Origin of the sequence: Gallaecimonas sp. GXIMD4217, from assembly GCF_038087665.1 — a bacterium.
Taxonomy (GTDB): domain Bacteria; phylum Pseudomonadota; class Gammaproteobacteria; order Enterobacterales; family Gallaecimonadaceae; genus Gallaecimonas.
In genome coordinates this window covers 308642-332328 of record NZ_CP149925.1, presented here as the reverse complement: position 1 = coordinate 332328, position 23687 = coordinate 308642, and the positions used below count along the sequence as shown (strand labels likewise).

The window sequence follows — 23687 nt, the reverse complement described above, 5'->3', positions numbered from 1 at the left end:
TCATGGCAGTCATCCTCGCCCTCCCCTGGCCTGGGTCGCAGCCAGGCGCCCCTCGAAATCGATCCGCACCACCACCATCAGGGCAATGGTCATGATCCACAGGCTGGAGCCACCATGGCTCACCAGCGGCAACGTCAGGCCCTTGGTGGGGAAGGCCCCGGATGCCACGCCGACGTTGACCGCGGTCTGGAAGGCGACCCAGATGGCGATGGCATAGGCGAAGAAACCCTCGAAGAAGCGCTCCTGCTCCATGGCCTGGCGGCCGATCTTCAGGGTCCTGAGCACCAGCCAGAAATAGATGCACAGCAGCAGCGCCACCGTCAAGAAACCCAGCTCCTCGGCGATGACGGCGACGATGAAATCGGTGTGGGCCTCGGGCAGGAATTCCATCTTCTGGATGGAGTTGCCCAGACCCTCGCCGAACCAGCCACCACGGCCGAAGGCCATCAGCGACTGGGTCAGCTGGTAGCCGGTGCCGAAGGGATCCTGCCAGGGATCCATGAAGGCGGTGATCCTTTTCATGCGGTATTCGGAGGTGACCACCAGGCCCACCAGCGCCACCAGGCCGGCGACGATCATGGCGGCGAACTGCCACAGCTTGGCGCCGGCCAGGAACAGCAGCCCCAGGGTGGTCACCAGCATCACCACCACGGTGCCCAGATCGGGCTGGGCCAGCAACAGCAGGGCCATGAAGAAGAACACCCCCAGGGGTTTGATAAAGCCCTTGAGGTTCTCCCTGACCTCCTGGTGGCGGCGCACCAGGTAACCGGCCAGGTAGGCGAACAGGAACAGCTTGGCCGGTTCGGCGGCCTGCAGGTTCATGAATCCAAGGCGGATCCAGCGGGTGGCGCCGTTGACGTTGTGGCCCACCAGCAGCACCGCGATCAACAGCCCCAGGGCGGCCAGCAACAGCCAGCCGTTGTAGGTGGACCATACCTTCATGGGGGTCTGCAGGGTGATGAAAGCCAGCACGAAGGCGCCCAGCAGGAAGATGCCGGCACGCAGGGTGAAGTAGAAGGGGTTGCCGGTCAGGCGGCTGGCCTCGGGCATGGACGCCGAGGCGATCATCACCCAGCCGAAGGCCATCAGCCCCAGGATCACCGCCAGCAGGGTCCGGTCGTAGAGGGGGGCCTGGGCCGGCTCGGCGGGCCAGAAGCGATCACGCAGGGTGGCGATCATGGCAATGCCTCCACCAGCTCCCGAAAGCGCTGGCCGCGCGCTTCGAAGCTCTTGAACTGATCCAGGCTGGCGCAGGCCGGCGACAGCAGCACCAGATCGCCGGGCTTGGCCAGCCTGGCGGCCAGAGCCACGGCGGCGTCCAGGGAGTCCACCAACTCGGCCTTGTCGGTCAGGGCCGCCAGCGCAGCGCCGTCCTTGCCGAAGGCGATCAGCCGGCGCACCTTGTCCAGGCGCCCGGCCAGGGGACTGAGATCGGCCCCCTTGGCGTCACCCCCGGCCAACAGCAGGATCTGGCCGTCGTGGCCGGCAAAGCCGTCCAGGGCCGCCTCGGTGGAGCCCAGGTTGGTGGCCTTGGAATCATTGACCCAGGTGACGCCGCCCCTGTCGGCCACCCACTCGCAGCGGTGGGGCAGGCCCTGGTAGCCCTTGAGCGCCGCCAGCATGGCGTCCAGGGGCAGGCCGGCGGCCTCGCCCAAGGCCAGGGCCGCCAGGGTGTTGGCCTGGTTGTGGCGGCCGAGGATCCTGAGCTCGGATACCGGCAACAGCAGCCGTTCGCCCTTGGCCAGGTGGCCATCGCGGATGCCGTACTGGCCCGCTTCCGGCACGTCCAGGCCGAAGCTGGTGCCGCCCCGGGGCGGCCTGGTGGCCAGATCGTCCCTGTTGTAGACGGCGGTTTCGCAGCCCTTGAAGATACGCAGCTTGGCGTCGCGGTAGTCGGCCATGCCCTGGTAGCGGTCCAGGTGATCCGGGCTCAGGTTCAGAAGCGTCGCCGCCCGGCAGTGCAGGCTGTGGGTGGTCTCCAGCTGGAAGCTGGACAGCTCCAGCACGTAGAGCTCTGCGTCCTCCGGCAGGGCCAGCACGGGCACCCCTATGTTGCCGCCCACGGCCACCTTGACGCCGGCGGCCCTGGCCATCTCTCCCACCAGGCTGGTGACGGTGCTCTTGCCGTTGGAGCCGGTGATGGCGATGACGGGCGCCCTGGCATGGCGGGCAAAGAGCTCCACGTCCCCTATCACCTCGACGCCGGCGGCCATGGCCGCGGCGATGGCCGGGGTCTTGAGGGAGAGGCCGGGGCTGAGCACTATCTGTTGGCAGTCCTTGAGCAACTCTTCATCCAGGGGACCGCAGCGGCAGGGCACTCCGGCCGGCAGCTCGGCCAGACCGGGAGGCTGGGCACGGGTATCCAGGGCCACCACTTCGGTGCCCCGCTCGTGCAGCCACCTGATGGTGGCCACGCCGCTGATACCCAGTCCAACCACCGCGGTCTTGTTCATCAGCGCACCTTCAGGGTTGCCAGGCCGACCAGCACCAGGATCAGCGAGATGATCCAGAAGCGGACGATCACCCGCGGCTCTGGCCAGCCCTTGAGCTCATAGTGGTGGTGGATGGGCGCCATGCGGAAGATACGCTGGCCGCGCAGCTTGTAGGAGCCCACCTGCAGGATCACCGACAGGGTCTCGATGACGAAGACGCCGCCCATGATCACCAGCAGGAATTCCTGGCGCACCAGCACCGCGACTATGCCCAGGGCGCCGCCCAGGGCCAGGGAGCCCACGTCGCCCATGAACACCTGGGCCGGATAGGTGTTGAACCACAGGAAGCCAAGGCCCGCCCCCACCAGGGCGGTACAGAAGATCACCAGCTCCGAGGCCAGGGGCACATGGGGGATATGCAGGTAGTCGGCGAAATTGACGTTGCCGGTCACATAGGCGATGAAGGCGAAGGCGCCGGCCACCATCACGGTGGGCATGATGGCCAGGCCGTCCAGGCCGTCGGTGAGGTTGACGGCATTGGAGGTGCCCACCACCACGAAATAGGTCAGCAGCAGATACCAGAGGCCGAGCTGGGGCATGATCTCCTTGAAGAAGGGCACCACCAGCTGGGTCTCGTTGGGGGATTGGCTGCTCCAGAACAGGAAGGCGGCGGTGCCCAGGGCCACCACCGACTGCCAGAAGTACTTCCAGCGGGCGATCAGGCCCTTGGTGTCCTTGCGCACCACCTTGCGGTAGTCGTCCACGAAGCCGATGGCGCCGTAGCTGAGCAGCACGAACAGCACCACCCAGACGTACCTGTTGGCCAGATCCGCCCACAACAGGGTCGAAATGGCCACCGAGGCCAGGATCATCACCCCGCCCATGGTGGGGGTACCGGACTTGGACAGGTGCGACTCGGGCCCCTCCTCGCGGATCACCTGACCCATCTGCAACTGGCGCAGGCGCTTGATCAGGCGCGGGCCCATGTACACGGACAGCAGCAGCGAGGTGAGTACCGCCAGGATCGACCTGAACGTCAGATAGGAAAAGACGTTGAAGCCGGACACATACTGGGTCAGATACTCTGCCAGCCAAACTAACATGCAACTACCTCCGGGCGCGCCAGGGGTCCGGCGGCCACCTTTTCTACTACTGCTTCCATCCGCGCGCTGCGGGCACCCTTGACCAGGATGCTGATGGGCTGTTGTTCGTCGGCCAGCAGGGCTTCCAGCCTGGTGACCAGGGTTTCTTTGTCGTCGAAGTGACCGGCGCCAAGACCGAAGGCGTCGCTGGCCGCCTGGCTCAGCACGCCCTGGGTCAGCAGGTTGTCGATGCCCTTTTCCTTGGCATAGCGGCCCAGCTCGGCATGGTAATGGCGGGCCTTCTCGCCCAGCTCGCCGAGGTCGCCGAGCACCAGCACCCGCCGGCCGCCGTAGCCGGCCAGCAGATCTATGGCCGCCATCACGGCCCCCACAGAGGCGTTGTAGGTGTCGTCGATAAGGCGGCCGCGCTCACCCAGGGGCAGCACATTGAGCCGGCCCGGCACCGGTTTGACGGTGGCCAGGCCGCTGGCGATCAGCGCCGGCGTTACCCCCAGGGCATGGGCCATGGCGGCGGCGGCCAGGGCATTGGCCACGTTGTGGCGCCCCGGCAAGGGCAAAGAGACTGCCACAGATTGCTGCTTCAGCACCAGCTTAAATTGGCTGCAGCCGTCGTCCCTTGTGAGTACTTGCTCAGCGCGGATATCGGCATCCGGGCGCTGGCCGAAGGTGAGCACCTCCCGGTCCTGCAGCCGGCCCAGCCAGTCCTGGGCGAAATCGTCGTCCAGGTTGACCACGGCGATACCGTCCCGGTCCAGGGCGCCGTAGATCTCGCCCTTGGCCCTGGCCACCCCGCTCAGGGTACCGAAGCCCTCCAGGTGGGCGGCTGCCACGTTGTTGACCAGGGCCACCCTGGGCCGCACCAGGGCGGCGGTGTAGGCGATTTCCCCTTCGTGGTTGGCGCCCAGCTCCATCACAGCGAAGCGGTGCTCCGGCTCCAGGCGCAGCAGGGTCAGGGGCACGCCGATATCGTTGTTGAAGTTACCGGCGGTGTAGAGCACCGGCGCCTGCTGGCCGAGGATGGCGGCCAACATCTCCTTGACGGTGGTCTTGCCGCAGGAGCCGGTCAGGGCCGCCACGGTCGGCGCCACCCGGTCACGCACGTACTGGCCCAGCAGGCCCAGGGCCAGGCGGGTGTCCTGAACCCGGATCTGCGGCAGGGCGCTGTCCACGTCTTTGCTCACCAGCAGGGCGGCGGCGCCGGCGGCTTGCACCTGGTCGATGAAGTCGTGGGCGTCGAAGCGTTCCCCCACCAGGGCCACGAACAGCTCGCCCCCCTTGAGGGTGCGGCCGTCGGTGCTGACGGCGGTAATGGACTTGTCGTCACCGCTCAGGGTGCCGCCCAGGGCCTGGGCTATCTCGGACAGGGTCAGTGTCAGCATGTTGTCCCCTCGGCCAGCGCCAGCTGGACCTCGTCAATGTCACTGAACGGCAACCGCTCGCCGGCGATCTCCTGGTAATCCTCATGGCCCTTGCCGGCGATGAGCACCACGTCGTCGGGACCGGCCTCGGCAATGGCCTTCCTGATGGCCAGGCGCCGATCCGGCTCAACGGTCATGGCCTCACCATAACGGCAGCCGGCCAACATTTGCTGAATGATGGTCTCAACCGCCTCGCTTCTGGGGTTGTCGGCGGTGATCAGGCCTTGATCGGCCTGCCGCTCCACCACGGCGGCCATTTCCGGGCGCTTGCCCGGATCACGGTCGCCACCACAGCCGAACAGGCACCAAAGCCGGCCCCGGCAGTGGGGCCTGAGCGCGGCCAGGGCCTGGGCCAGGGCGTCCGGGGTGTGGGCGTAGTCCACCACCACCATGGGCTTGCCGGGGGCGGTGAAGGTTTGCATGCGCCCGTCCACCGACCTGAGGGTGGAGGCGGCGGCGGCCAGGTGGCCCAGGGGCAGGCCCAGCTCCAGGCCGGCGGCCATGGCCGCCAGCAGGTTGTAGAGATTGAAGCGGCCCACCAGGGGCGAGGTGATCACCGCCTCGCCATAGCTGCCGGCCACGTCGGCGGTGACGCCGCCCAGGTGGAAGCGGATGTTCTCAAGCCACAGGCGGTGCTCGGCGACCTCGGCGGGGATGGGGGCGAGGCTGTAGGCCACCACCTTCTGGTCGCCCTTGCGTTCACGGATCCAGGCCTCGCCTATGGGGTCGTCCAGGTTGATGATGGCCGCATCCAGGCTGGGCCAGTCCAGCAGCTGGGCCTTGGCGGCGGCATAGGCGCCCATGGTGCCGTGGTAGTCCAGGTGATCCCGGCTCAGGTTGGTGAAGATGGCCAGCCTGAAGGGCACGGCGCTGACCCGGCCCTGGCTCAGGGCATGGGAGGACACCTCCATGGCCGCCACCTGGCAGCCCTGGCGGTCGAGCTCGGCCAGGGTGGCGGCGACGCCGATGGCGTCCGGGGTGGTGTTGAGGCTGGGAGTCAGTTGGCCCCAGCGCCCCCAGCCCAGGGTGCCGATGATGCCGGCGGGGATCTGCTGGGCCTCGCAGAGTTGGGCCAGCAGCTGGCTGGTGGTGGTCTTGCCGTTGGTGCCGGTGACGCCGACCGCCTTCAGGGCCGGCTCGCCGTAAAAGCGCAGCGCCAGGGCCGACAGCCGCCGGCGCAGGTCGGGAATGCGCACCTCGGGCACGGCGCCATGGTGGATGACCCCGGCCTCGCCTTCGCTGATCACGGCGCCGACCCCCTGCCCGAGGGCGGCATTGATGAAGTCGCGGCCGTCCAGCCGGTGGCCGGGAATGGCCACGAAGGCGGTGCCGGGGCCGGCCTTACGGGAGTCCAGCACCAGTTCGCTGACGGTGATGTCGCTATCCAGCTGGCACCAGGGGGCCAGCAGGGCCTTCAGGTTCCGCTCAGCCATGGTTGTCCTCCTTGGTGGTCTTGGCCACCTTCATTTCCGGGGTCGCCGCGTCCGGCGGCACGTTGAGGAGCTGCAGGCTGCCGCCCATGACGGCGGAGAATACCGGCGCCGCCACCTGGGAGCCGTAATAAAGCTCGCCACCGGGCTCGTTGATCATCACCACTATGGCCAGCCTGGGATCGGACACCGGCGCCACGCCGGCAAAGCTGGCCACGTAGTCGTCGCCGTAGCCGCCGGCCACCGCCTTGCGGCTGGTGCCGGTCTTGCCGGCGACCCGGTAACCGGCCACGGCGGCCTTCTTGCCGGAGCCGTCGGTGATCACGGTTTCCATCATGGTCAGCACCCGGTTGGCCACCTCGGGGTCTATGACCTGCTCGGCGGGCAGTTCGACGCCATTCTTGATGATGGACAGGGGCCGGCGCTTGCCGTTGTTGCCCAGCAAGGCGTAGGCCCGGGCCAGCTGCACCGGGGTCACCGACAGGCCATAGCCGAAGGACAGGGTGGCCAGCTCGAAATCGGACCAGCGGCTGCGGGTATCGTGGAAGATGCCGCTGCTCTCGCCCACCAGGCCCAGGCCGGTGTCGGAGCCGAAGCCGAAGTCGGCGAAGGTGCCGAGCAGCTGGTCCTTGCTGATGGACAGGGCCAGCTTGGCCACGCCCATGTTGGAGGAGGTCTGCAGTATGGTGGCCAGATCGAGCCGGCCCCGGTTGCGGGGATCCTTGACGATACTGCCGCCCAGGCGCATCCAGCCGGGGCTGGTGTCCACCCGTTCGTCGAAGCTGACGCTACCATGCTCCAGCGCGCCCACTACCGCCAGCGGTTTCACCGTCGAACCGGGTTCGAAAGTGTCGGTAATGGCGCGGTTACGGAGCTGGTAGGCTTTGACGTTGGCCCTGTTGTTGGGGTTGTAGGAGGGCACATTGGCCATGGCCAACACTTCCCCGCTGCGGACATCGACGACCACAACGGAGCCGCTGGTGGCTTCATAGTAGCGCACGGCCTTTTTCAACTCACGGTAGGCCAGCGACTGGATGCGCTGGTCCAAAGTCAGGGTAATGTCCTGGGGCTTTTCCGGTGCCTGCAGCTGGCCCAGGGATTCGACCACCCGGCCCAGGCCGTCCCGGCGCACCTTGCGCTTGCCGTTGGTGCCGGTGAGCAGCTCGTCATAGGTCCGCTCTATGCCTTCCAGGCCATGGTCGTCGATGTTGGTGAAGCCGATGACGTGGGCGTCCACCTCGCCGGTGGGATAGTAGCGCTTGGATTCGCGCTTGAGGCCGACCCCGGGGATCTTCAGCTTGCGGATGTAGTCCGCCATCACCGGCGTCACCTGCCGCTGCAGGTAGACGAAGCGGCGGTTGGGATCCTCGCTGACCTTGGCCACCAGCTCGTCGCGATCCGCTCCCAGCACATCGGCCAGGGCCTGCCAGCGGCGCATGTCGCTGAGTCCGCCGCGCTTGTTGACCACCTTGGGATCGGCATAGACCGCCTGCACCGGCACCGAGATGGCCAGCTCCTTGCCGTGGCGATCGGTGATGATGCCCCTGGGCACCTGGGTGGAGGTGACCCGTACCGAGCGCAGATCCCCTTCCTGGCGCAGCCGGTCCGGCTCCACCACCTGGATGTAGGCGGCCCTGGCCATCAAGGCGAAAAAGACCAGCCCCATCGCCGCGATGGCGAAGAGGTGGCGCCAGTTGATCACCCCTGGCTTGGTCTGTTTGCGCGCCTGTCTGCTCATTGCAGTGCGATCACCTTCTCGTCATTGGGCAGCGCCCGCGTCATGTTGAGCTGCTTGCGGGCCAGCTCCTCGACCCGGCTGTGTTCGGCCAGGGCGCCCTCCTCGAGGTTGAGGTTGCGCCATTCCACATCCAGCTGTTCCCGCTCCACCCGCAGCCGTTCCCGTTCGGCGGTCTGCAGCCTGTTGTGGTGGGCCAGGTAGACCACGGCGAAGGCGGAAATCACCACCGCCAAAAACAGCAAAAGCAGCCCCTTGGACTGCCATAACTCCTCTGCCATAACCCGGGTCAGTTTCGGCTGGCGATCACGCATCGGGCTCCCCCGTGCGCATGGCTATCCTCAGCACCGAGCTGCGGGCCCTGGGGTTGGCCTGGGTCTCGGCCTCGCTGGGGAAGATGGGCTTGCCCAGGGACTTGAGCTTCTGGTGGCGACGGATCTGGTCCTCTGTCACCGGCAGGCCGGGGGGCAGCTCGGGGCCCTTTTCCTGGGCACGGATGAACTGCTTGACCAGGCGGTCTTCCAAGGAGTGGAAGCTGATCACCGCCAGGCGGCCGCCCGGGGCCAGCACCTTGAGGGCGGCCTCCAGGGCCGTCTTCACCTCGTCCAGTTCGCTGTTCACATAGATGCGGATGGCCTGGAAGGAGCGGGTGGCCGGGTGCTTGTGCTTTTCCTTGCTGGGGGCGGCCTTGGCGATGAGGTCGGCCAGCTCGCCGGTACGGGCCAGGGGCGCCTCCTGGCGGCGCGCCACTATGGCCCGGGCGATGCGGCGGCTGTAGCGCTCCTCGCCGAAGGTCTTGAGCACCCAGGCGATGTCCTGCTCGTCGGCCCGGTTCAGCCAGTCGGCGGCGCTTTCGCCGCTGTGGGGATCCATGCGCATGTCCAGGGGGCCGTCGCGCAGGAAGCTGAAGCCCCGCTCGGCATCATCCAGCTGCGGCGAAGAAACCCCCAGATCCAGCAGTATGCCGTCCACCTGGCCCAGCAGTTCATGCTGCTCGGCATAGCCTTCCAGGCCGGAGAAGGGCCCCCGAACCATGGTGAACCTGGGGTCTTCCTGCTCCAGGGCCTGGCCCACGGCCACGGCCTGGGGGTCGCGGTCGATGCCGAACAGGCGGCCCTGCTCGCCAAGCACCTTGAGGATGGCCCGGGAGTGGCCGCCACGGCCGAAGGTGCCATCGATATAGGTGCCGTCCGGCTTGATGGCCAGGGCATCGATGGATTCTTGCAGCAAGACGCTGAGGTGTTCGGCCTGTTGGTTCAAAGCGAAAATTCCTGTAGTGCTTCGGTGAGTCCGGGCTCCTGGCCCAGGGCGTCCAGATCCGAGGCGATCTGGCTTTGCCAGGCGCTGTCGGACCAAATCTCGAATTTGTTCAGCTGCCCCACCAGCATGGTGTTCTTGTCGAGGCCGGCGTGGCTTCTCAACACGCCGGACAGCAAGATCCGCCCCTGCTTGTCCATGTCCAGCTCGGTGGCATAGCCCAGCAGCAGTCGCTGCAGGCGCCGTTCGGCCGGGATCATGGAGGACAGGCGGCTCAGTTTGCGTTCAATGATTTCCCATTCCGGCAAGGGGTAGAGCAGCAGGCAGGGCTGGTTGATATCAATGGTGCACACCAGCTGGCCGTCACAGTCGGCCAACAGCTGGTCACGATAGCGGCGAGGGATCGCCAGGCGCCCCTTGGTATCGAGGCTGACTTCGCTTGCACCACGAAACATGCGTTTTCTTCCTTGCGGCAATCAAAATTAACCACAAAACCCCACAATTTCCCACAGTGCCAAGTCTAGGGGCTGCTCTCGATCCTTGTCAAGGCAGGCCAAATCCAGCCGCGACGGGCCCTGCACGGCCATGACCACAGTAAAAAAGGGCCTTTATTCAGGGGCTTGGAGTAAGTGACCACTTCGATGGTGGCGATTGCCGAAGATTGAAAAGACAACGTCGGTTAAGGCAAGCGTCAAAAAAGCAGAAAGCCACCCAGAGAATGGTCCTGATTAACAAATCAGGTGGAACGGGGTCAGAGCAGGGCGATCTGAACGCAAGCGCCCTGGACGGTAATACAGCCATCATGGCCATGCAAGGCGCTCAAGATCGGCCAGGTTGGTGAAGCGATGACCCGGAACGCGGCGTTGAACAACAGGCCTCGGGCAGGCCGGTCAATGAAATGCCCTGCAGACCCCAACAGGGTTGGGGTCTGTCGGCCTAAGAAATGGATTGATCAACAAGGCCGGTTTAAGCAGAGATATCGTTCGATTCAGACCAGATGCGCAGCTCGTCCAAGATGTGAAGCGCAGAGCGACCAAACTCGGTCAGCTCGTAGGTCACCGCTATCGGACGGGTATTGACAACCTTGCGTAACACCATGCCCTGTGCTTCCAGCTCCTTAAGGCGCTGATCGATTATTTTCTTGCTGGCACCGCCCAGCATCCTTGTTAAGTCATTGAATCTTACTGGCTCATCCTTGAGGTGATAGATAATCGAGCCTGTCCACTTACCCCCGATCAGCCTCATTCCTTTCTCAATGGCGCAAGGCTCCATACAGGCATTCAAAACTTTTTTTCGCCCCTTACTGTCTGTTTTCACAACGCTTTTCAAGATAACACCTCCGTTCGCCCGCAGGTAACCAAAAGTATACTAGTTGATTGCGGGCCACAGGTTACTATTATAAACCACATTGTTCGGAATGAATACCTTGGTAAAGCTCAACTCGCGGAGTGATATCTATGAAAAACGTTCTAATTATCAATGCACACCAGTACTACCCGTTCTCTGAGGGCAAGCTTAACGCGGCTCTGGTCGATAAAGCCATTACCCACCTGGAGGCTAAAGGCTATCAAACCCGCGTCGTAACCATGGAGCAGGCATTCGACGTAGAGAAAGAGCTGGAAAATCATCGGTGGGCAGATGTTGTTCTTCTGCAAACACCGATTAACTGGATGGGTGTGCCTTGGTCATTCAAAAAGTATATGGATGAAATTTACACCGCGGGCATGGGCGGCGTCCTGTGTAACGGTGATGGTCGCCACCAAGATAACCCTAAGGCCAACTACGGCAGAGGCGGCACCCTGACAGGCACCAAGTACATGATGTCACTGACCTTCAATGCCCCGGCGGAATCGTTCGACGATGCAAGCGAGTTTTTCGATGGCAAGAGTGTTGACGATTTGCTCTTCCCCATGCACATGAACTTCAAGTTCTTTGGCATGAAGGCGATGCCGACCTTCGCTTGTTTTGATGTGATGAAAAATGCCGATATCGATAATGACTTCGCGCGCTTTGAAAAGCACCTGAACAGCCACTTTTAAGGAGCCGTTATGCCTAACGAACTGATATACACCAACAAACTGCATCCGGGCAGTGTGTTTCCGAAGATATCAGCAACACTTTTGAACGGAGAGCAGGCAGTGCTCGGCAAACCGGCAAACGGGGCCGACTGGCAACTGGTTGTTGTTTACCGGGGCCGCCACTGCCCCCTGTGCACGCGTTACCTTAATAACCTGGAGCAGTTTAAGGCAGAATTGCTTAACACCGGTGTCGATATTATTGCGGTATCCGGCGACAGCAAAGCACAGCTGCAGGAGCACCTGGCCCAGCTGGACATTTCCTTCCCCCTCGCCTATGGCCTGACCCTGGAGCAGATGAAAGAACTGGGTGTGTATATTTCAGATCCCCGTTCACCACAGGAAACGGATCACCCCTTTGCAGAGCCGGCACTTTTTGTCGTCAATGCCGAAGGCAGAATTCAGGTGATGGATATTTCAAATAACCCCTTTGTCAGGCCGGAGCTCTCGGCACTGGTTAGCGGCCTCGGCTGGATCCGCGACCCGGGCAATAACTACCCGATCCGCGGCATGCATAAATAAGGAGACAAGTTATGAGCACAGGAAGACGAGTCATGCTGGGCCTGGTGAGTACCTTGCTGTGCTCATCTTATGCCCTTAGCAAAGAGGCCGAACACGCGCACCTTGCCTCGCCCGATAAATACGAGGTCTTGCTGGAAAACGAGCAGGTACTGGTCTTACGCATGACCTTACACCCGGGTGAGCATGACAACTGGCACAAGCACAATGCTGAGACCGTGTATTTTGAGCGCGGCGGCAAGGCCCGTATCAAAACAGCCGACAACGAGCAGCTTGAGCTGGAGATCCCCGATGGCTACACCATGTGGCACGACCAATGGGAGCACCAGGTTTTTAACCTGGGTGAGACCACCATTACCGCCATCATAGTTGAGCGTAAATAAGGTGCCCTGCCTCAATGAAAACAACCGTCACACAAGCCATCAATGAAAGTCCATAAACGACAGAGGTGAAAACATGTTTACCTATTATGAAACGGATACCGCCCCTGAAGAATCCAAGCCCTTGATGCAAGAGTCCCTGGCCAGCTTCGGCATGCTGCCTAATTTACATAAGGTACTGGCGGAAGCGCCGATCACTTACAAGGCGTATAACGAGACTTTCTCATCGTTCATGCAAGCGAGTACCCTGTCACCGGTAGAGCAACAGGTAGTCTTTATGACCGCCAACTTTGAAAACAACTGCCACTACTGCGTTCCAGGTCATACCTGGGTGATGAAAGCCGCGAAAATGCCCGATGAGGTGATAGAGGCTCTCAGAGAAGGAACGCAACTGCCCGATACCAAGTTGCAGGCTCTTCACGATTTCACCAAGGCCCTGCTGGATAACCGTGGCCATATCGGCGATGAAAAACTTAATGCCTTTTTATCCGCCGGCTATACAAAGCGCCAGGCACTGGAAGTGCTGACCGGTTTAGCGGCAAAGCTGATCTCCAACTTTACCAACGCTCTGGCACACACCGAAGTAGACGAGCCAATGAAGCCCTTTAGCTGGACACATCCGTCATTACGGTAAGGGGGCAGCCATGTTCTCAACCCTGTATCAATCCCATAACCGCCACGCGACCTGGTTGGAGCTGTTTTTCGACCTGGTGTTCGTGGCCGTTATCGGTGTTATTACCCATGATCTTGCCCACACCCACCACGGCCACATCAGTGTTGAGCAGCTGCTCCGCTTTCCCTTGGTGTTTATCCCGGTTTGGTGGATCTGGATGACACATACCCTGTATGCCAACCGCTTTGATACCGACAGCCGCGAGCACAGGTTGATCAGCCTAACCATCATGGGGTTGCTTATCGTGCTTTCGACCTTTGCTCAAACCAGCCTCGGTGAGGATTTTGCACTCTTTGTTGTGCTGTACTGTGTGATCAGAGCTATTTTGATGGCCGGCTACCTGCACGTACATTCTACCAAGGGCGAGCAGGTGGTGTTTGCAAGGGACATGGCACTTTCAATTGGCATAGGCTCACTGATCTCGTTAGGCAGCCTGCTGCTTGAGGGTGTCGCCAAATTTGCCGTGTTTTACGCAGGCGTGCTCATCGACATGATCTGGCAGGTGTCGCTGCGCCATAAAACCGCCAATGTGCCGGTCGATCGGGCACACCTGGTGGAGCGCTCCGGCCTATTGGCGATTATTATTCTCGGTGAGTCGATAATTGCCATGGTTGCTTCACTCTCTGATGTGAATTGGCAAGTCACCACCGTCATAGGCGCCATTGCTGGCTTTGCACTGATCGGGGCCATTTGGTGGGTATATTTTGACAGCTTCCATATGCTTGAAAAAGCAGCACGGATAAAAACTGCTAATGCCTTTATCTACAGCCACTTGCTTTTGTGCATGGGCTTGCTGTTGCTCGCAAACTTGATACGCCATGCGATTTTGTCAGACTTAGATCAATCGACCTATGGCTTGCTGGCAATCACCGGCCTGGTGTTTTTTTACCTCGGCAAGCAGATACCCTACTGGTATGCCTTCCCGCCCTGGAGGAAAGCCATTATTGGCAACACCTTGGTTTGTATCGCATTGACCGTGATAAGTACCCAGCTGCCGAGCATTCAGTGGTCATTGGTTGGAATGATGGTGGCCATCATGGTGTACGTGTATCTGACTCACAAGCGCATCTTGAGCGTTTCGGTCGATGACTATATGGAAGACCATGCCGCACATGCCAACTAAGCGGGTATGCAGGCTGCTGGAAAAGTACCTGACAGCAACTGCTTCAAAACCCCAGGTGTCCAACATCACCCCCCTCTTGGCAGGGGTAACCAACGACAACTTCCTTGTTACCTTAAGCAATAAAGAGCGCTGGGTACTGAAGCTGGCGAAGGGGTATATAAAAAACGGGCTTGCGAAGGAGGCCCACGCCTATTCCCTTGTCCGCAATACAAGCCTGGGCATAGACAACCTATTTGACAAAGGCCAGGGTGAACGCGACGGCCTGTTGATAAAATACATTGCCGGGCGCACAGACACCGCTTGGAGTGAGACTTTGTTAACCGAACTTGCACAGGTACTAAGCACAGTCCACCAAGTAAATTCGCAATACGGGGGCAATCTGCTCAAACCTAAGGCAACCATACTTAACCCGGCAAATACACTGGAGCAAGCCTGGCGCTATTTTTGTCGCCGCCAAGAAGCTGAAGATCCCAGACTGCTCGACATTAAAGCCCGGGTGACGAACATATTAAACGCACATCAAGCGGCCTTTACCGACATTTCACACTTCTCGCTGGTGCATGGCGATCTGCATCCGGGCAATATCATTACACATCCGGTACAGGGTCTGAAGTTGATTGACTGGGAGCGGGCTCATTTTGGCGATCCCGCGTTTGATTTAGTCTTGATAAATTGGCACGGGAATGGCCCGGTCATCGACCGTTCTATTCAGCAGCAGGTTGTCAAACTCTATGCAGGTGACGGCGCCAGTAAAACCACGCTGCCACTGCGCGTATGTTGCTGGAGTCTATACCGACTCTTTACTGATCACTTGTTTCTCTTACGCTTTGGTCTTGTAACGAGTAAAAGCGAGCAATTTTTTGAAGAAACAGAGCAGCTGCTCGACATGATTTAGGTGGAGTATGACAAGAAAAGGACGTTGTTTCCCGAATCCTTGAACCATTCCGCATCGAGGTGATCCTAGGGACACTGATATGGATGGCCCTCCAGGCTGACGCTGCACCTAAAAACAAAAAACCACCCTTCGGTGGCTTCCTGCAATGAAATAGGTCCGCGGAGCCGGCCTGTAAGCCGGGTTCTGTCGTTGAACGGCCATTCGTCTAGGCCTGCGATCGCTCGCAGGCTCAAGCAACCTACCCGCCCCCAGCGCGGGCCACGCCTCAGGGGGCCTATTTGGTCTTGCTCCGGGTGGAGTTTACCGTGCCGCGAACTGTTGCCAGCCGCGCGGTGCGCTCTTACCGCACCCTTTCACCCTTACCTGTGCGCCGTTGCAAGCAACGGGCCATCGGCGGTCTGCTCTCTGTTGCACTGGTCGTAGGCTCGCGCCCCCCAGGTGTTACCTGGCACCCTGCCCTATGGAGCCCGGACTTTCCTCCCCTCGCCTAAGCGAGCAGCGACCGTCCGGCCGACTCCGCGGAGGCGCAGTATAGCGCCGTGCTCAGTCCTGCTCCAGTCCCAGTTTGTAAAGCTGGTTCTTTTTGACCCCGAAGGCGTCGGCAACCAGGGCCGCCGCCTTCTTGCGGGGCAGCTCCTCGACCAGGGCCTCGAACAAGGCGATCGCCTCGGCCGGCAGGCTGTCGTCCTTGGGGGCCGGCGCCACCATCAGCACCATTTCGCCCTTCTGGCGGTTGTCGTCCTCGCGAAGCCAGTCGATGAGGGCGGCGACCCGATCGCCGTGGATGGTCTCGAAGGTCTTGGTCAGCTCCCGGGCCAGCACCACGTGGCGGTCCTGTCCCATCACCTCAAGGATGGCGGCCAGGGTATCGAGGATGCGCCGGGGCGACTCGTAGAACACCAGGGTGCGGGGCTCGCCGGCCAGGGCGGCCAGCTGGTCGTGACGGGCCCCGGCCTTGGCCGGCAGGAAGCCTTCGAAGGCGAATCTGTCGGTGGGCAGGCCGGCGGCGGACAGGGCGGTGATGGCGGCGCAGGGCCCGGGCAGCGGCACCACCTGGATGCCCGCCTCCCGGCACTGGTTGACCAGGGCATAGCCGGGGTCGGAGATGAGCGGCGTACCGGCGTCGCTGACCAGGGCGATGCTCTGGCCGGCCTGGAGCTTGCCGATCAGCAGGCCCGCCTTCTGTTTCTCATTGTGGTCGTGCAGGGCGAAGGTGGGGGTCTTGATCTGGAAGTGGTGCAGCAGCTGGCCGGTATGGCGGGTATCCTCGGCGGCGATCAGGTCGACGGACGCCAGGGTATCCAGGGCACGCTGGGTGATGTCGCCCAGGTTGCCCAGGGGCGTTGGCACTATGTACAGGACACCATGAATATCAGCCATCTAGCGGGGCTCCTTGGTTTGTTTCGCCACTGCCCGTCGAATACACTAGGGCCAGTTGAAAGCGAAGACAGTGATCGCAAATGGCAAGGATTCTAGCACGAGCCGCCCTGCTGCTGGCGTCGGCTATGTTATTGAGCAGCTGTGCCGGACCGGGACGGCAGGTCGACTGGAGCCAGCGCCTGGCCGCTCCCGTGGTCGACAGGCCCGCCAGTTACCTGGAAAAGGCCAAGACCGCGGAAGGCGAAAGCCAGCTGCTGTGGCAGCTCCAGGCCGGCCGCGCCTATGCCCAGGCCGGCGACTGGGACCAGGCCGCCCACGTGGCGCGATTCCTGGCCGGCAAGCTGCAGTCACCGGCCGGCCGGGCCGCCCTGGATCTGTTGTCGGCCCGCCTGGCCATCCAGGACAGGGACATGGGCGCTGCCCTGGCCCTGCTGGACAGGTCCATGCCCAGGGCCTTTGCCGAGCAGCGCCTGCGCCTGCTCAGCCGCATCGCCGAGCTGGAAGGCGACAACGCCGCCCTGCTGCCCCAGCTCAAGGCCCTGGCCGAGCAGGTGCGGGATCCGGTGGAAAAGGCCCGCCTGGTGGACAGGATCTGGCAGGGCCTGGGTCAGGTGGACGTGGCCGAGCTGGGCCCCGAATGGCACGACTGGCAACAACTCCATGAGCTGGCCCAGCGCCTGCGCGGCCCCGCCCTGCAGGAAGCCATCGAGGCCTGGCAGCAGCAGAACCCCCTGGCCCTGCCGGCCCGCTTCCTGCCCAAGCCCCTGGCGCTGCTGACCCAGGTCCAGGATTACCAGCCCACCAGCGTGGCGGTACTGCTGCCGCTGACCGGCAGCTACGCGGCCCAGGGCCAGGCCATTCGCGACGGCCTGGTGTCCGCCTACCTGGACAGCGGTGCCCCCTACCAGCTGCGCATCTATGACAGCAGCCAGGACGTGCTGGCGGCCTGGCAACAGGCCCAGAGCGAAGGCGCCGAGCTGCTGATAGGCCCGCTGCTGAGAGCCAATGTCACCCGACTGCAGCGGGAAGGCCAGGTGCAGGTGCCCTGGCTGGCCCTGAACCGGGTGTTCAGGCCCGGCCAGGCCGACAGCTATTTCTTCGCCCTGGCCCCGGAAGACGAAGCCGAGCAGGCCGCCGAGAAGGCCGTGGCCATGGGCGCCAAGGCGCCGCTGCTGCTGGGCCTGGACAGCCCTGTCAACCAGCGCCAGGTGCAGGCCTTTATCCAGCGCTGGCGCAGCTACGGCCACCAGGAGCCGGTGGAAGTGGTGATGCTGCCCAACAGCGATCGACTCCAGGACGCCATCCGCCAGGCCCTGCACCTGCCCGATTCCCAGGCACGCATTCGCCAGATGCAGTCCCTGCTGGGCCGGGAGCTGGAAGCCGAGGCCCGCAGCCGCCGGGATCTGGACTTCGTCTACCTGGTCGCCTCCGGCCGCGAGGTGGGGCTGATCAAGCCCTTCATCGACGTCAGCATCAGCCCCTTCGCCGAGCCCCTGCCGCTGTTCACCTCCTCCCGCAGCCAGCCGGTCATCAACGACCAGGCGGCCATGCGGGATCTGCGCGGCCTCAGCTATTCCGAGTTGCCGCTGCTGAGTGCCGAGCACGGCCCGGCCCTGACCCTGCGCCAGAGCCTGGAAAGGGAGCATCCCCAGTGGCCCAAGGAGCTGGAGCGGCTGTTCGCCCTGGGCTATGATGCCGCCCGCATCCTGCCCCGCCTGGCCAGCCTGCGCCTGCTGGGCGGCACGCCCATCGAAGGGGTGTCGGGCCGGCTGCACATCGACGAAAACGGCATAGTGCACCGCCGCCTGAACTGGATGCGGATCGGCCCCAGCCAGATCCGCCTGGAAGAACATGTGGTTCCCCCTCAGCAAGACGGCCAAGGGCCGTCACTATGAGCGCCGGGCCCAGGCCTGGCTGCAGCAGCAGGGCCTGATCCCGGTGGCCAGCAACGTCCGCTTCAAGGGCGGCGAGCTGGATCTGGTCATGAAGGACGGCGACTGCTGGGTCTTCATCGAGGTCAAGTACCGGCGGGACAAGGCCTTCGGGGGGGCTGCCGGCGCCCTGAGCCGGGCCCAGCAACAACGGCTGCTCAAGGCGGCCAGCCGCTACCTGTCGGCCAGGGGGCTCAACCTGTGGGACAGCCCCTGCCGCTTTGATGTGATTTGCTTTGACGGCAGCGAAGAGCCGGACTGGATCCGCTCCGCCTTCGCCGCCAGCCTTTAGGAGACAGCATGCTGGACCGTATCAAGGACAGCTTTACCGAGAGCATTCAAACCAAGATCGCCGCCAGCGAGGCGCTGCCGGAAGCCATAGAGCGGGCCGCGCTGATGCTGGTGCACTGCCTGCTGGGCGGCAACAAGATCCTGCTGTGCGGCAACGGCGGCTCGGCCCTCCATGCCCAGCATTTCGCCACCGCCCTCACCCACAGGTTCGAAGCCGAGCGGCCCAGCCTGCCGGCCCTGGCCCTGGGCGCCGAGGTGTCGACCCTGACCGCCGTGGCCAACGACGACCACTTCGCGGAGATCTTCTGCAAGCAGGTCAGGGCCCTGGGCCAGTCCGGCGACGTGCTGCTGGCCATCTCCACCTCGGGCAACTCCCGCAACGTCATCAAGGCCATGGAGGCTGCCCTGACCCGGGACATGACCATAGTGGCGCTGACCGGCATGGATGGCGGCGAAATGGCCGGCCTGCTGGGCCCCAACGATGCCGAGATCCGCGTGCCCGGCTACCGCACCGCCCGCATCCAGGAGGTGCACCTGCTGGTGCTGCACTGCCTGGGCGATCTCATCGACAACGCCTTGTTTCCTCAGGAGGGATGACCATGAACCATAAATTGATCCTGAGCGGCCTGCTGGCGACCTGCCTGCTGCTGGAAGGGTGTGCCGCCGCCGTGGTGGCCGGTGCCGCCGGCACCGCCGTGGTGGCCAACGACAGGCGCACCGTGGGCGCCCAGCTGGACGACGAAAGCATCGAGCTGAAGATCTCCGGACTCATCGCCGGCGACCCCACGCTGCGCAAGCAGACCCACATCACCGCCGTCAGCATGGACGGCGAGGTGCTGCTGGTGGGCCAGGCCCCGGGCGAACAGCTGCGCAGCCAGATCCTCAACGGCGTGCGCACCATTCCCGGCGTGCGCAAGATCCATAACCAGATCCGCCTGATGACCCCCACTCGCATGGGCACCCGCACCCACGACACCTGGCTCACCTCGGTGATCAAGGGCAAGCTCCTGGCCGCCGGCGATCTGGACAGCTCGGCGGTGAAGGTGGTCACCGAGAACTCGGAAGTCTTCCTGATGGGCCTGGTCAACCGCCAGGAGGCGGAGCTGGCCACCGAGATCGCCCGTAACGTCAGTGGCGTCACCAAGGTGGTGAAGGTATTCCAGTACCAGTAACGGCGCGCGGCATAAAAAAACGGCGCCAAGAGCGCCGTTTTTTTATTTGACCACCTTCAGGAAGGGGGCCTTCTTGCCCGGCTTGGGCGGCTCGGGATCGTCGTCCGGGCCATCGCCCTCCAGGCTGACCATGCCTTCGCGCAGGGCCTCGTAGTAGGGCTCGTCCTCGAACAGGGTGCCGGCACCGTTTTCACGGGCGTAGATGGCCATCACCGCCGGCATGGGCACCCGGATCTGCCTGGGCACGCCGCCGAAACGGGCATTGAAGCTCACCTCGGCATTGCCCAGCTGCAGGTTGCCCACGGCGTGGGGGGCGATGTTGAGGACGATCTGGCCGTCCTTGACATGCTCCTGGGGCACTTCCACCCCGGGCTGGGAGGCGTCCACCACCAGGTAGGGGGTGAGCTCGTTGTCCAGCAGCCACTCGTAGAAGGCCCTCAGCAGGTAGGGCCTGTGGGCGCTGAGCAGGCGCTCGTCAGCCATGGTGCATGTCCCGTTCGGCTTCGGTCAGGGAGGCCTGGAAGGCTTCGCGTTCGAAGATACGGGCCATGTAGGCGCGCACTTCCTTGGCACCACGGCCGGACAGCTCGACGCCCAGGACGGGCAGGCGCCACAGCAGCGGGGCCAGCACGCAGTCCATCAGGCCGAATTCTTCACTCATGAAGAAAGGCGTTTCGCCGAACAGGGGCGCCAGGGCCAGCAGGTTCTCCTTGAGCTCCTGACGGGCTTCGGCGGCCTTGTCGCCTTTCTCGATGCGCTCGGCAAGTAGGTACCAGTCCTGCTGGATCCGGTACATGGTCAGGCGGGCGGTACCACGGGTGACCGGGTAGACGGGCATCAACGGCGGATGGGGGAAGCGCTCATCCAGGTACTCGTTGATGATCTCGGCCCGGTACAGGGTCAGCTCGCGATCAACCAGGGTCGGCAAGGTGACATAGGGGTTCAGCTCGACCAGATCTTCCGGCGGGTTGGCCAGATCGACTTCGACGATGTCGACACTGACACCTTTCTCGGCCAGCACGATGCGGACCTGGTGACTGTACATGTCGCTGGCACCGCAGAAGAGGGTCATCACTGAGCGTTTGTTGGCTGCCACAGCCATACTTGCCTCCAGAAAATTCAGTTACTGCGTAAACGCAAAACAGCAATGGGAGCCGAAGCCCCCATTGCTGCGGACAGATCTTAGTGTACGTCTTTCCAGTACTCTTTCTTCAAGAAGTAGGCGAAGACGAAGAAGATGGCCAGGAACAGCAGCACCTTCCAGCCGAGGCTTTCGGACTCGAGGCGCATGGGCTCACCTGTGTACTCCAGGAAGTTGACCAGATCCAGCACGGCCTTGTCGTACTCTTCCTCGGACAGCTCACCGGTACCGTCGGCCTTGATGCCCACATAGACCTCTTTTTCCTCGCCGTCGACCAGGCGGGTTTCGTAGGTCTTGTGGGGCACGCCCTGCAGCTCCTGCAGTACGTGGGGCATGCCCACGTCCGGGAAGACGGCGTTGTTCACGCCCCAGGGACGGCTCTCGTCCACATAGAAGGAGCGCAGGTAGGTGTAGATCCAGTCGGCACCGCGCACCCGGGCCACCAGGGTCAGATCCGGCGGTACCTTGCCGAACCACTTGGCCGCCTTGTCCTGGGGCATGGCGTTGGTCATGTGGCTGCCGATCTTGACGTCGTTGAACATCAGGTTTTCCTGCATCAGGTCAACCGGAATGCCCAGGTCGTCGGCGGTGCGCTGGTAGCGCTGGTACTGCATCTGGTGACAGCCGAAGCAGTAGTTCATGAACAGCTTGGCGCCCCGCTGCAGGGAGGCCTTGTCGCTCAGGTCATACTCGGCCTTGTCCAGGTGGACATTGCCACCGGCGGCCAGGGTCAGGGTCGGCAGCAGGGCCAGGAATGCGATCAGTAGGCGTTTCATTTGAATGTCACCCTCTCCGGTACCGGTTTGGTCTTCTCGTTCTTGCTGTACAGCCACAGGAAGACGAAGAACATGAAGTACAGCACAGTGGTGATCTGGGACAGCACTATGATGCCCGGGGTGGCCGGGATGCCGCCGGTGTAGCCCAGGATCAGGAAGCTGATCACGAACTGTGCGATGTTCAGCTTGTGCCAGCCGCTGCGATAGCGGATGGACTTGACCTTGCAGCGGTCAATCCAGGGCAGCAGGAACAGCACTATGATGGAGGCGAACATGGCGATGACGCCGCCCAGCTTGTTCGGTACCGCCTTCAGGATCGCGTAGAAGGGGGTGAAGTACCAGACCGGGAAGATGTGTTCGGGGGTGGTCAGGGGATCGGCCGCCTCGAAGTTCGGATGCTCCAGGAACTTGCCGCCCATTTCCGGGGCGAAGAAGATCACGTAGCAGAACAGGATCAGGAAGCCGGCCACGCCCACGATGTCCTTGACGGAGTAGTAGGGGTGGAAAGGAATGGCATCCTTGGGCCAACCGTTCTCGTCCTTGTTCTTCTTGATCTCGATGCCGTCGGGGTTGTTGGAACCCACGTGGTGCAGCGCCACGATGTGCAGGAACACCAGCACCACCAGTACCAGCGGCAGGGCGATGACGTGCAGGGCGAAGAAACGGTTCAGGGTGGCACCGGAGACCACGTAGTCACCGCGGATCCACAGGGTCAGGTCGTCGCCGATGACCGGGATGGCCCCAAACAGCGAGATGATGACCTGAGCGCCCCAGTAGGACATCTGGCCCCAGGGCAGCAGGTAGCCCATGAAGGCTTCGGCCATCAGCACCAGGAAGATCAGCATGCCGAAGATCCACAGCAGCTCACGGGGCTTCTGGTAGGAGCCGTAGATGAGGCCGCGGTACATGTGCAGGTAGACCACGATGAAGAAGGCGGAGGCACCGGTTGAGTGCATGTAGCGCAGCAGCCAGCCGTAGTCCACGTCACGCATGATGTATTCGATGGACGCGAAGGCGCCCTCGGCGGACGGGTTGTAGTTCATGGTCAGCCAGATGCCGGTGAGGATCTGGTTGACCAGCACCAGCAGCGCCAGGGAGCCGAAGAAATACCAGAAGTTGAAGTTCTTCGGAGCGGGATATTTGCCGACGTGCTTATCCCAGGTGGCGGTCATGGGAATGCGTTCGTCGATCCAGGCGATCAGCTTGTTCATCAGGCAGCTCCTTTGTCCACGCCCACCAGGATGGTGGTGTCATCCACGTATTGATGGGGCGGGATGACCAGGTTCAGGCCCGCGGGTACGTTCTGGAAGACGCGGCCGGCCATGTCGAACTTGGAACCGTGGCAGGGGCAGAAGAAACCGTAGTCCACACCTTCCACCTGCTCGGCGAAGTCGCCCTTGCGGTAGGTCGGAGAGCAGCCCAGGTGGGTACAGAGGCCAACGGCCACCAGGAAATCGGGCTTGATGGAACGGGTCGGGTTCTGGGCGTAGTCGGGCTGTTGCGGCTCGGCGGACTGGGGGTCCTTGAGCTGGTCGTCATGACCACTCAGCTCTTCGAGGATCTTGCCGCGGCGGTTGACGATCCAGACCGGCTTGCCTCGCCACTCGACACGGATCAGCTGACCCGGCTCTACTTTGCTGATGTCCACTTCCACCGGCGCACCGGCGGCCTTGGCTTTGGCACTGGGATTCCAGGAAGCGATGAAGGGCACGGCAGCAAAGCCGGCACCGACCGCTCCCACCGCAGCGGTGGACCAGGTCAGAAACCGGCGACGACCGGAATCTACAGGCGCATTGCTCATCCAATTCTCTCCAGTTGTGGAACGATCGCCGCAGGTTATGGTTATGGTTGCGGCCTTCGGTTCACAGGATCGACCCTTCTTTTCCGCCGAGGCGAAGAGGGTCTGAGATCAAGTTACAAAATCGCCAAGATCATAAAGAAAAGCCCCTTTGAACA

General features: G+C 62.6%; 26 protein-coding genes and 1 other RNA gene. 10 read left to right on the top strand and 17 right to left on the bottom strand.

What is annotated here, in order from left to right; translation table 11 throughout:
• Positions 1-9: 9 nt before the first annotated feature.
• The 10 genes from ftsW to WDB71_RS01670 all read right to left on the bottom strand — a co-directional run bounded on the left by ftsW (position 10) and on the right by WDB71_RS01670 (position 10704).
• A complete protein-coding gene (gene ftsW / locus WDB71_RS01715; RefSeq protein WP_341502927.1) occupies positions 10-1179 on the bottom strand; it encodes a cell division protein FtsW in 1170 nt (389 codons plus the stop codon).
• Positions 1176-2453, bottom strand: a complete 1278-nt coding sequence (gene murD, locus WDB71_RS01710) for a UDP-N-acetylmuramoyl-L-alanine--D-glutamate ligase (RefSeq protein WP_341502926.1) — start codon at positions 2451-2453, stop codon at positions 1176-1178. Before murD ends, ftsW begins: the two co-directional genes overlap by 4 nt.
• Positions 2453-3535 carry a phospho-N-acetylmuramoyl-pentapeptide-transferase gene (mraY, locus tag WDB71_RS01705; RefSeq protein ID WP_341502925.1) on the bottom strand — a complete coding sequence of 361 codons (1083 nt, stop codon included), beginning with the start codon at positions 3533-3535 and terminating at the stop codon, positions 2453-2455. The genes murD and mraY overlap by 1 nt, the downstream gene beginning before the upstream one ends.
• Entirely contained in the window at positions 3529-4914 is a 1386-nt protein-coding gene (murF, locus tag WDB71_RS01700; RefSeq protein WP_341502924.1) for a UDP-N-acetylmuramoyl-tripeptide--D-alanyl-D-alanine ligase, read from the bottom strand. Before murF ends, mraY begins: the two co-directional genes overlap by 7 nt.
• Entirely contained in the window at positions 4908-6386 is a 1479-nt protein-coding gene (locus WDB71_RS01695; RefSeq protein WP_341502923.1) for a UDP-N-acetylmuramoyl-L-alanyl-D-glutamate--2,6-diaminopimelate ligase, read from the bottom strand. The genes murF and WDB71_RS01695 overlap by 7 nt, the downstream gene beginning before the upstream one ends.
• Complete coding sequence (locus tag WDB71_RS01690; protein WP_341502922.1) at positions 6379-8121, bottom strand: penicillin-binding transpeptidase domain-containing protein; 1743 nt, start codon at positions 8119-8121, stop codon at positions 6379-6381. Before WDB71_RS01690 ends, WDB71_RS01695 begins: the two co-directional genes overlap by 8 nt.
• A complete protein-coding gene (gene ftsL / locus WDB71_RS01685) occupies positions 8118-8399 on the bottom strand; it encodes a cell division protein FtsL (RefSeq protein WP_341502921.1) in 282 nt (93 codons plus the stop codon). Before ftsL ends, WDB71_RS01690 begins: the two co-directional genes overlap by 4 nt.
• A 25-nt stretch (positions 8400-8424) precedes the next feature.
• Positions 8425-9378, bottom strand: coding sequence for a 16S rRNA (cytosine(1402)-N(4))-methyltransferase RsmH (gene rsmH / locus WDB71_RS01680; RefSeq protein WP_341502920.1), 954 nt, complete (start codon positions 9376-9378; stop codon positions 8425-8427).
• On the bottom strand, positions 9375-9830 hold the full coding sequence (mraZ, locus tag WDB71_RS01675; protein ID WP_341502919.1) for a division/cell wall cluster transcriptional repressor MraZ: 456 nt from the start codon (positions 9828-9830) through the stop codon (positions 9375-9377). Before mraZ ends, rsmH begins: the two co-directional genes overlap by 4 nt.
• 511 nt (positions 9831-10341) lie before the next feature.
• The gene (locus WDB71_RS01670) at positions 10342-10704 is read right to left on the bottom strand and encodes a helix-turn-helix domain-containing protein (protein ID WP_341502918.1); all 363 of its coding nucleotides are present in this window, start codon (positions 10702-10704) and stop codon (positions 10342-10344) included.
• A gap of 128 nt (positions 10705-10832) precedes the next feature.
• On the opposite strand from WDB71_RS01670, the gene WDB71_RS01665 reads away from it, so the two are divergent.
• The 6 genes from WDB71_RS01665 to WDB71_RS01640 all read left to right on the top strand — a co-directional run bounded on the left by WDB71_RS01665 (position 10833) and on the right by WDB71_RS01640 (position 15040).
• Complete coding sequence (locus WDB71_RS01665) at positions 10833-11414, top strand: NAD(P)H-dependent oxidoreductase (RefSeq protein ID WP_341502917.1); 582 nt, start codon at positions 10833-10835, stop codon at positions 11412-11414.
• 9 nt (positions 11415-11423) lie between these two features.
• Positions 11424-11972, top strand: coding sequence for a redoxin domain-containing protein (locus tag WDB71_RS01660; RefSeq protein ID WP_341502916.1), 549 nt, complete (start codon positions 11424-11426; stop codon positions 11970-11972).
• Between the two features lie 32 nt (positions 11973-12004).
• A complete protein-coding gene (locus WDB71_RS01655) occupies positions 12005-12352 on the top strand; it encodes a hypothetical protein (protein ID WP_341502915.1) in 348 nt (115 codons plus the stop codon).
• 73 nt (positions 12353-12425) lie between these two features.
• The gene (locus WDB71_RS01650) at positions 12426-12983 is read left to right on the top strand and encodes a carboxymuconolactone decarboxylase family protein (protein WP_341502914.1); all 558 of its coding nucleotides are present in this window, start codon (positions 12426-12428) and stop codon (positions 12981-12983) included.
• 10 nt (positions 12984-12993) lie between these two features.
• Positions 12994-14145, top strand: a complete 1152-nt coding sequence (locus WDB71_RS01645) for a low temperature requirement protein A (RefSeq protein ID WP_341502913.1) — start codon at positions 12994-12996, stop codon at positions 14143-14145.
• Positions 14126-15040: an aminoglycoside phosphotransferase family protein gene (locus WDB71_RS01640; RefSeq protein WP_341502912.1), complete on the top strand. Its 915-nt coding sequence runs from the start codon at positions 14126-14128 to the stop codon at positions 15038-15040. The genes WDB71_RS01645 and WDB71_RS01640 overlap by 20 nt, the downstream gene beginning before the upstream one ends.
• A 156-nt stretch (positions 15041-15196) precedes the next feature.
• Here WDB71_RS01640 and rnpB read toward each other — a convergent pair.
• Together rnpB and rsmI are read right to left on the bottom strand one after the other, a co-directional pair.
• Positions 15197-15558, bottom strand: an RNA gene (gene rnpB, locus WDB71_RS01635) — RNase P RNA component class A.
• A gap of 25 nt (positions 15559-15583) precedes the next feature.
• Complete coding sequence (gene rsmI, locus WDB71_RS01630) at positions 15584-16420, bottom strand: 16S rRNA (cytidine(1402)-2'-O)-methyltransferase (protein WP_341502911.1); 837 nt, start codon at positions 16418-16420, stop codon at positions 15584-15586.
• Positions 16421-16500: 80 nt separating this feature from the next.
• Here rsmI and WDB71_RS01625 point away from each other — a divergent pair, with 80 nt between their 5' ends.
• Genes WDB71_RS01625 through dolP form a run of 4 tightly spaced genes read left to right on the top strand, consistent with a single transcriptional unit; the run spans position 16501 to position 19814 of the window.
• A complete protein-coding gene (locus WDB71_RS01625; protein WP_341502910.1) occupies positions 16501-18315 on the top strand; it encodes a penicillin-binding protein activator in 1815 nt (604 codons plus the stop codon).
• Complete coding sequence (locus WDB71_RS01620; protein WP_341502909.1) at positions 18272-18643, top strand: YraN family protein; 372 nt, start codon at positions 18272-18274, stop codon at positions 18641-18643. The genes WDB71_RS01625 and WDB71_RS01620 overlap by 44 nt, the downstream gene beginning before the upstream one ends.
• An 8-nt stretch (positions 18644-18651) precedes the next feature.
• The gene (locus WDB71_RS01615; RefSeq protein ID WP_341502908.1) at positions 18652-19239 is read left to right on the top strand and encodes a phosphoheptose isomerase; all 588 of its coding nucleotides are present in this window, start codon (positions 18652-18654) and stop codon (positions 19237-19239) included.
• A 2-nt stretch (positions 19240-19241) separates the two neighbouring features.
• Positions 19242-19814 carry a division/outer membrane stress-associated lipid-binding lipoprotein gene (gene dolP, locus WDB71_RS01610; RefSeq protein ID WP_341502907.1) on the top strand — a complete coding sequence of 191 codons (573 nt, stop codon included), beginning with the start codon at positions 19242-19244 and terminating at the stop codon, positions 19812-19814.
• Between the two features lie 42 nt (positions 19815-19856).
• Here the strand turns inward: dolP and WDB71_RS01605 are convergent, their stop codons facing one another.
• The 5 genes from WDB71_RS01605 to petA form a co-directional block, all read right to left on the bottom strand.
• A complete protein-coding gene (locus WDB71_RS01605; protein WP_341502906.1) occupies positions 19857-20297 on the bottom strand; it encodes a ClpXP protease specificity-enhancing factor in 441 nt (146 codons plus the stop codon).
• Positions 20290-20916 carry a stringent starvation protein SspA gene (sspA, locus tag WDB71_RS01600; RefSeq protein ID WP_341502905.1) on the bottom strand — a complete coding sequence of 209 codons (627 nt, stop codon included), beginning with the start codon at positions 20914-20916 and terminating at the stop codon, positions 20290-20292. Before sspA ends, WDB71_RS01605 begins: the two co-directional genes overlap by 8 nt.
• 80 nt (positions 20917-20996) lie before the next feature.
• Positions 20997-21731, bottom strand: a complete 735-nt coding sequence (locus WDB71_RS01595; RefSeq protein ID WP_341502904.1) for a cytochrome c1 — start codon at positions 21729-21731, stop codon at positions 20997-20999.
• Positions 21728-22945 (bottom strand): cytochrome bc complex cytochrome b subunit, encoded by a 1218-nt coding sequence (locus WDB71_RS01590; protein ID WP_341504168.1) that lies wholly within the window; start codon positions 22943-22945, stop codon positions 21728-21730. The genes WDB71_RS01595 and WDB71_RS01590 overlap by 4 nt, the downstream gene beginning before the upstream one ends.
• Positions 22942-23532 carry a ubiquinol-cytochrome c reductase iron-sulfur subunit gene (gene petA / locus WDB71_RS01585; RefSeq protein ID WP_341502903.1) on the bottom strand — a complete coding sequence of 197 codons (591 nt, stop codon included), beginning with the start codon at positions 23530-23532 and terminating at the stop codon, positions 22942-22944. Before petA ends, WDB71_RS01590 begins: the two co-directional genes overlap by 4 nt.
• Between the last annotated feature and the right edge of the window lie 155 nt (positions 23533-23687).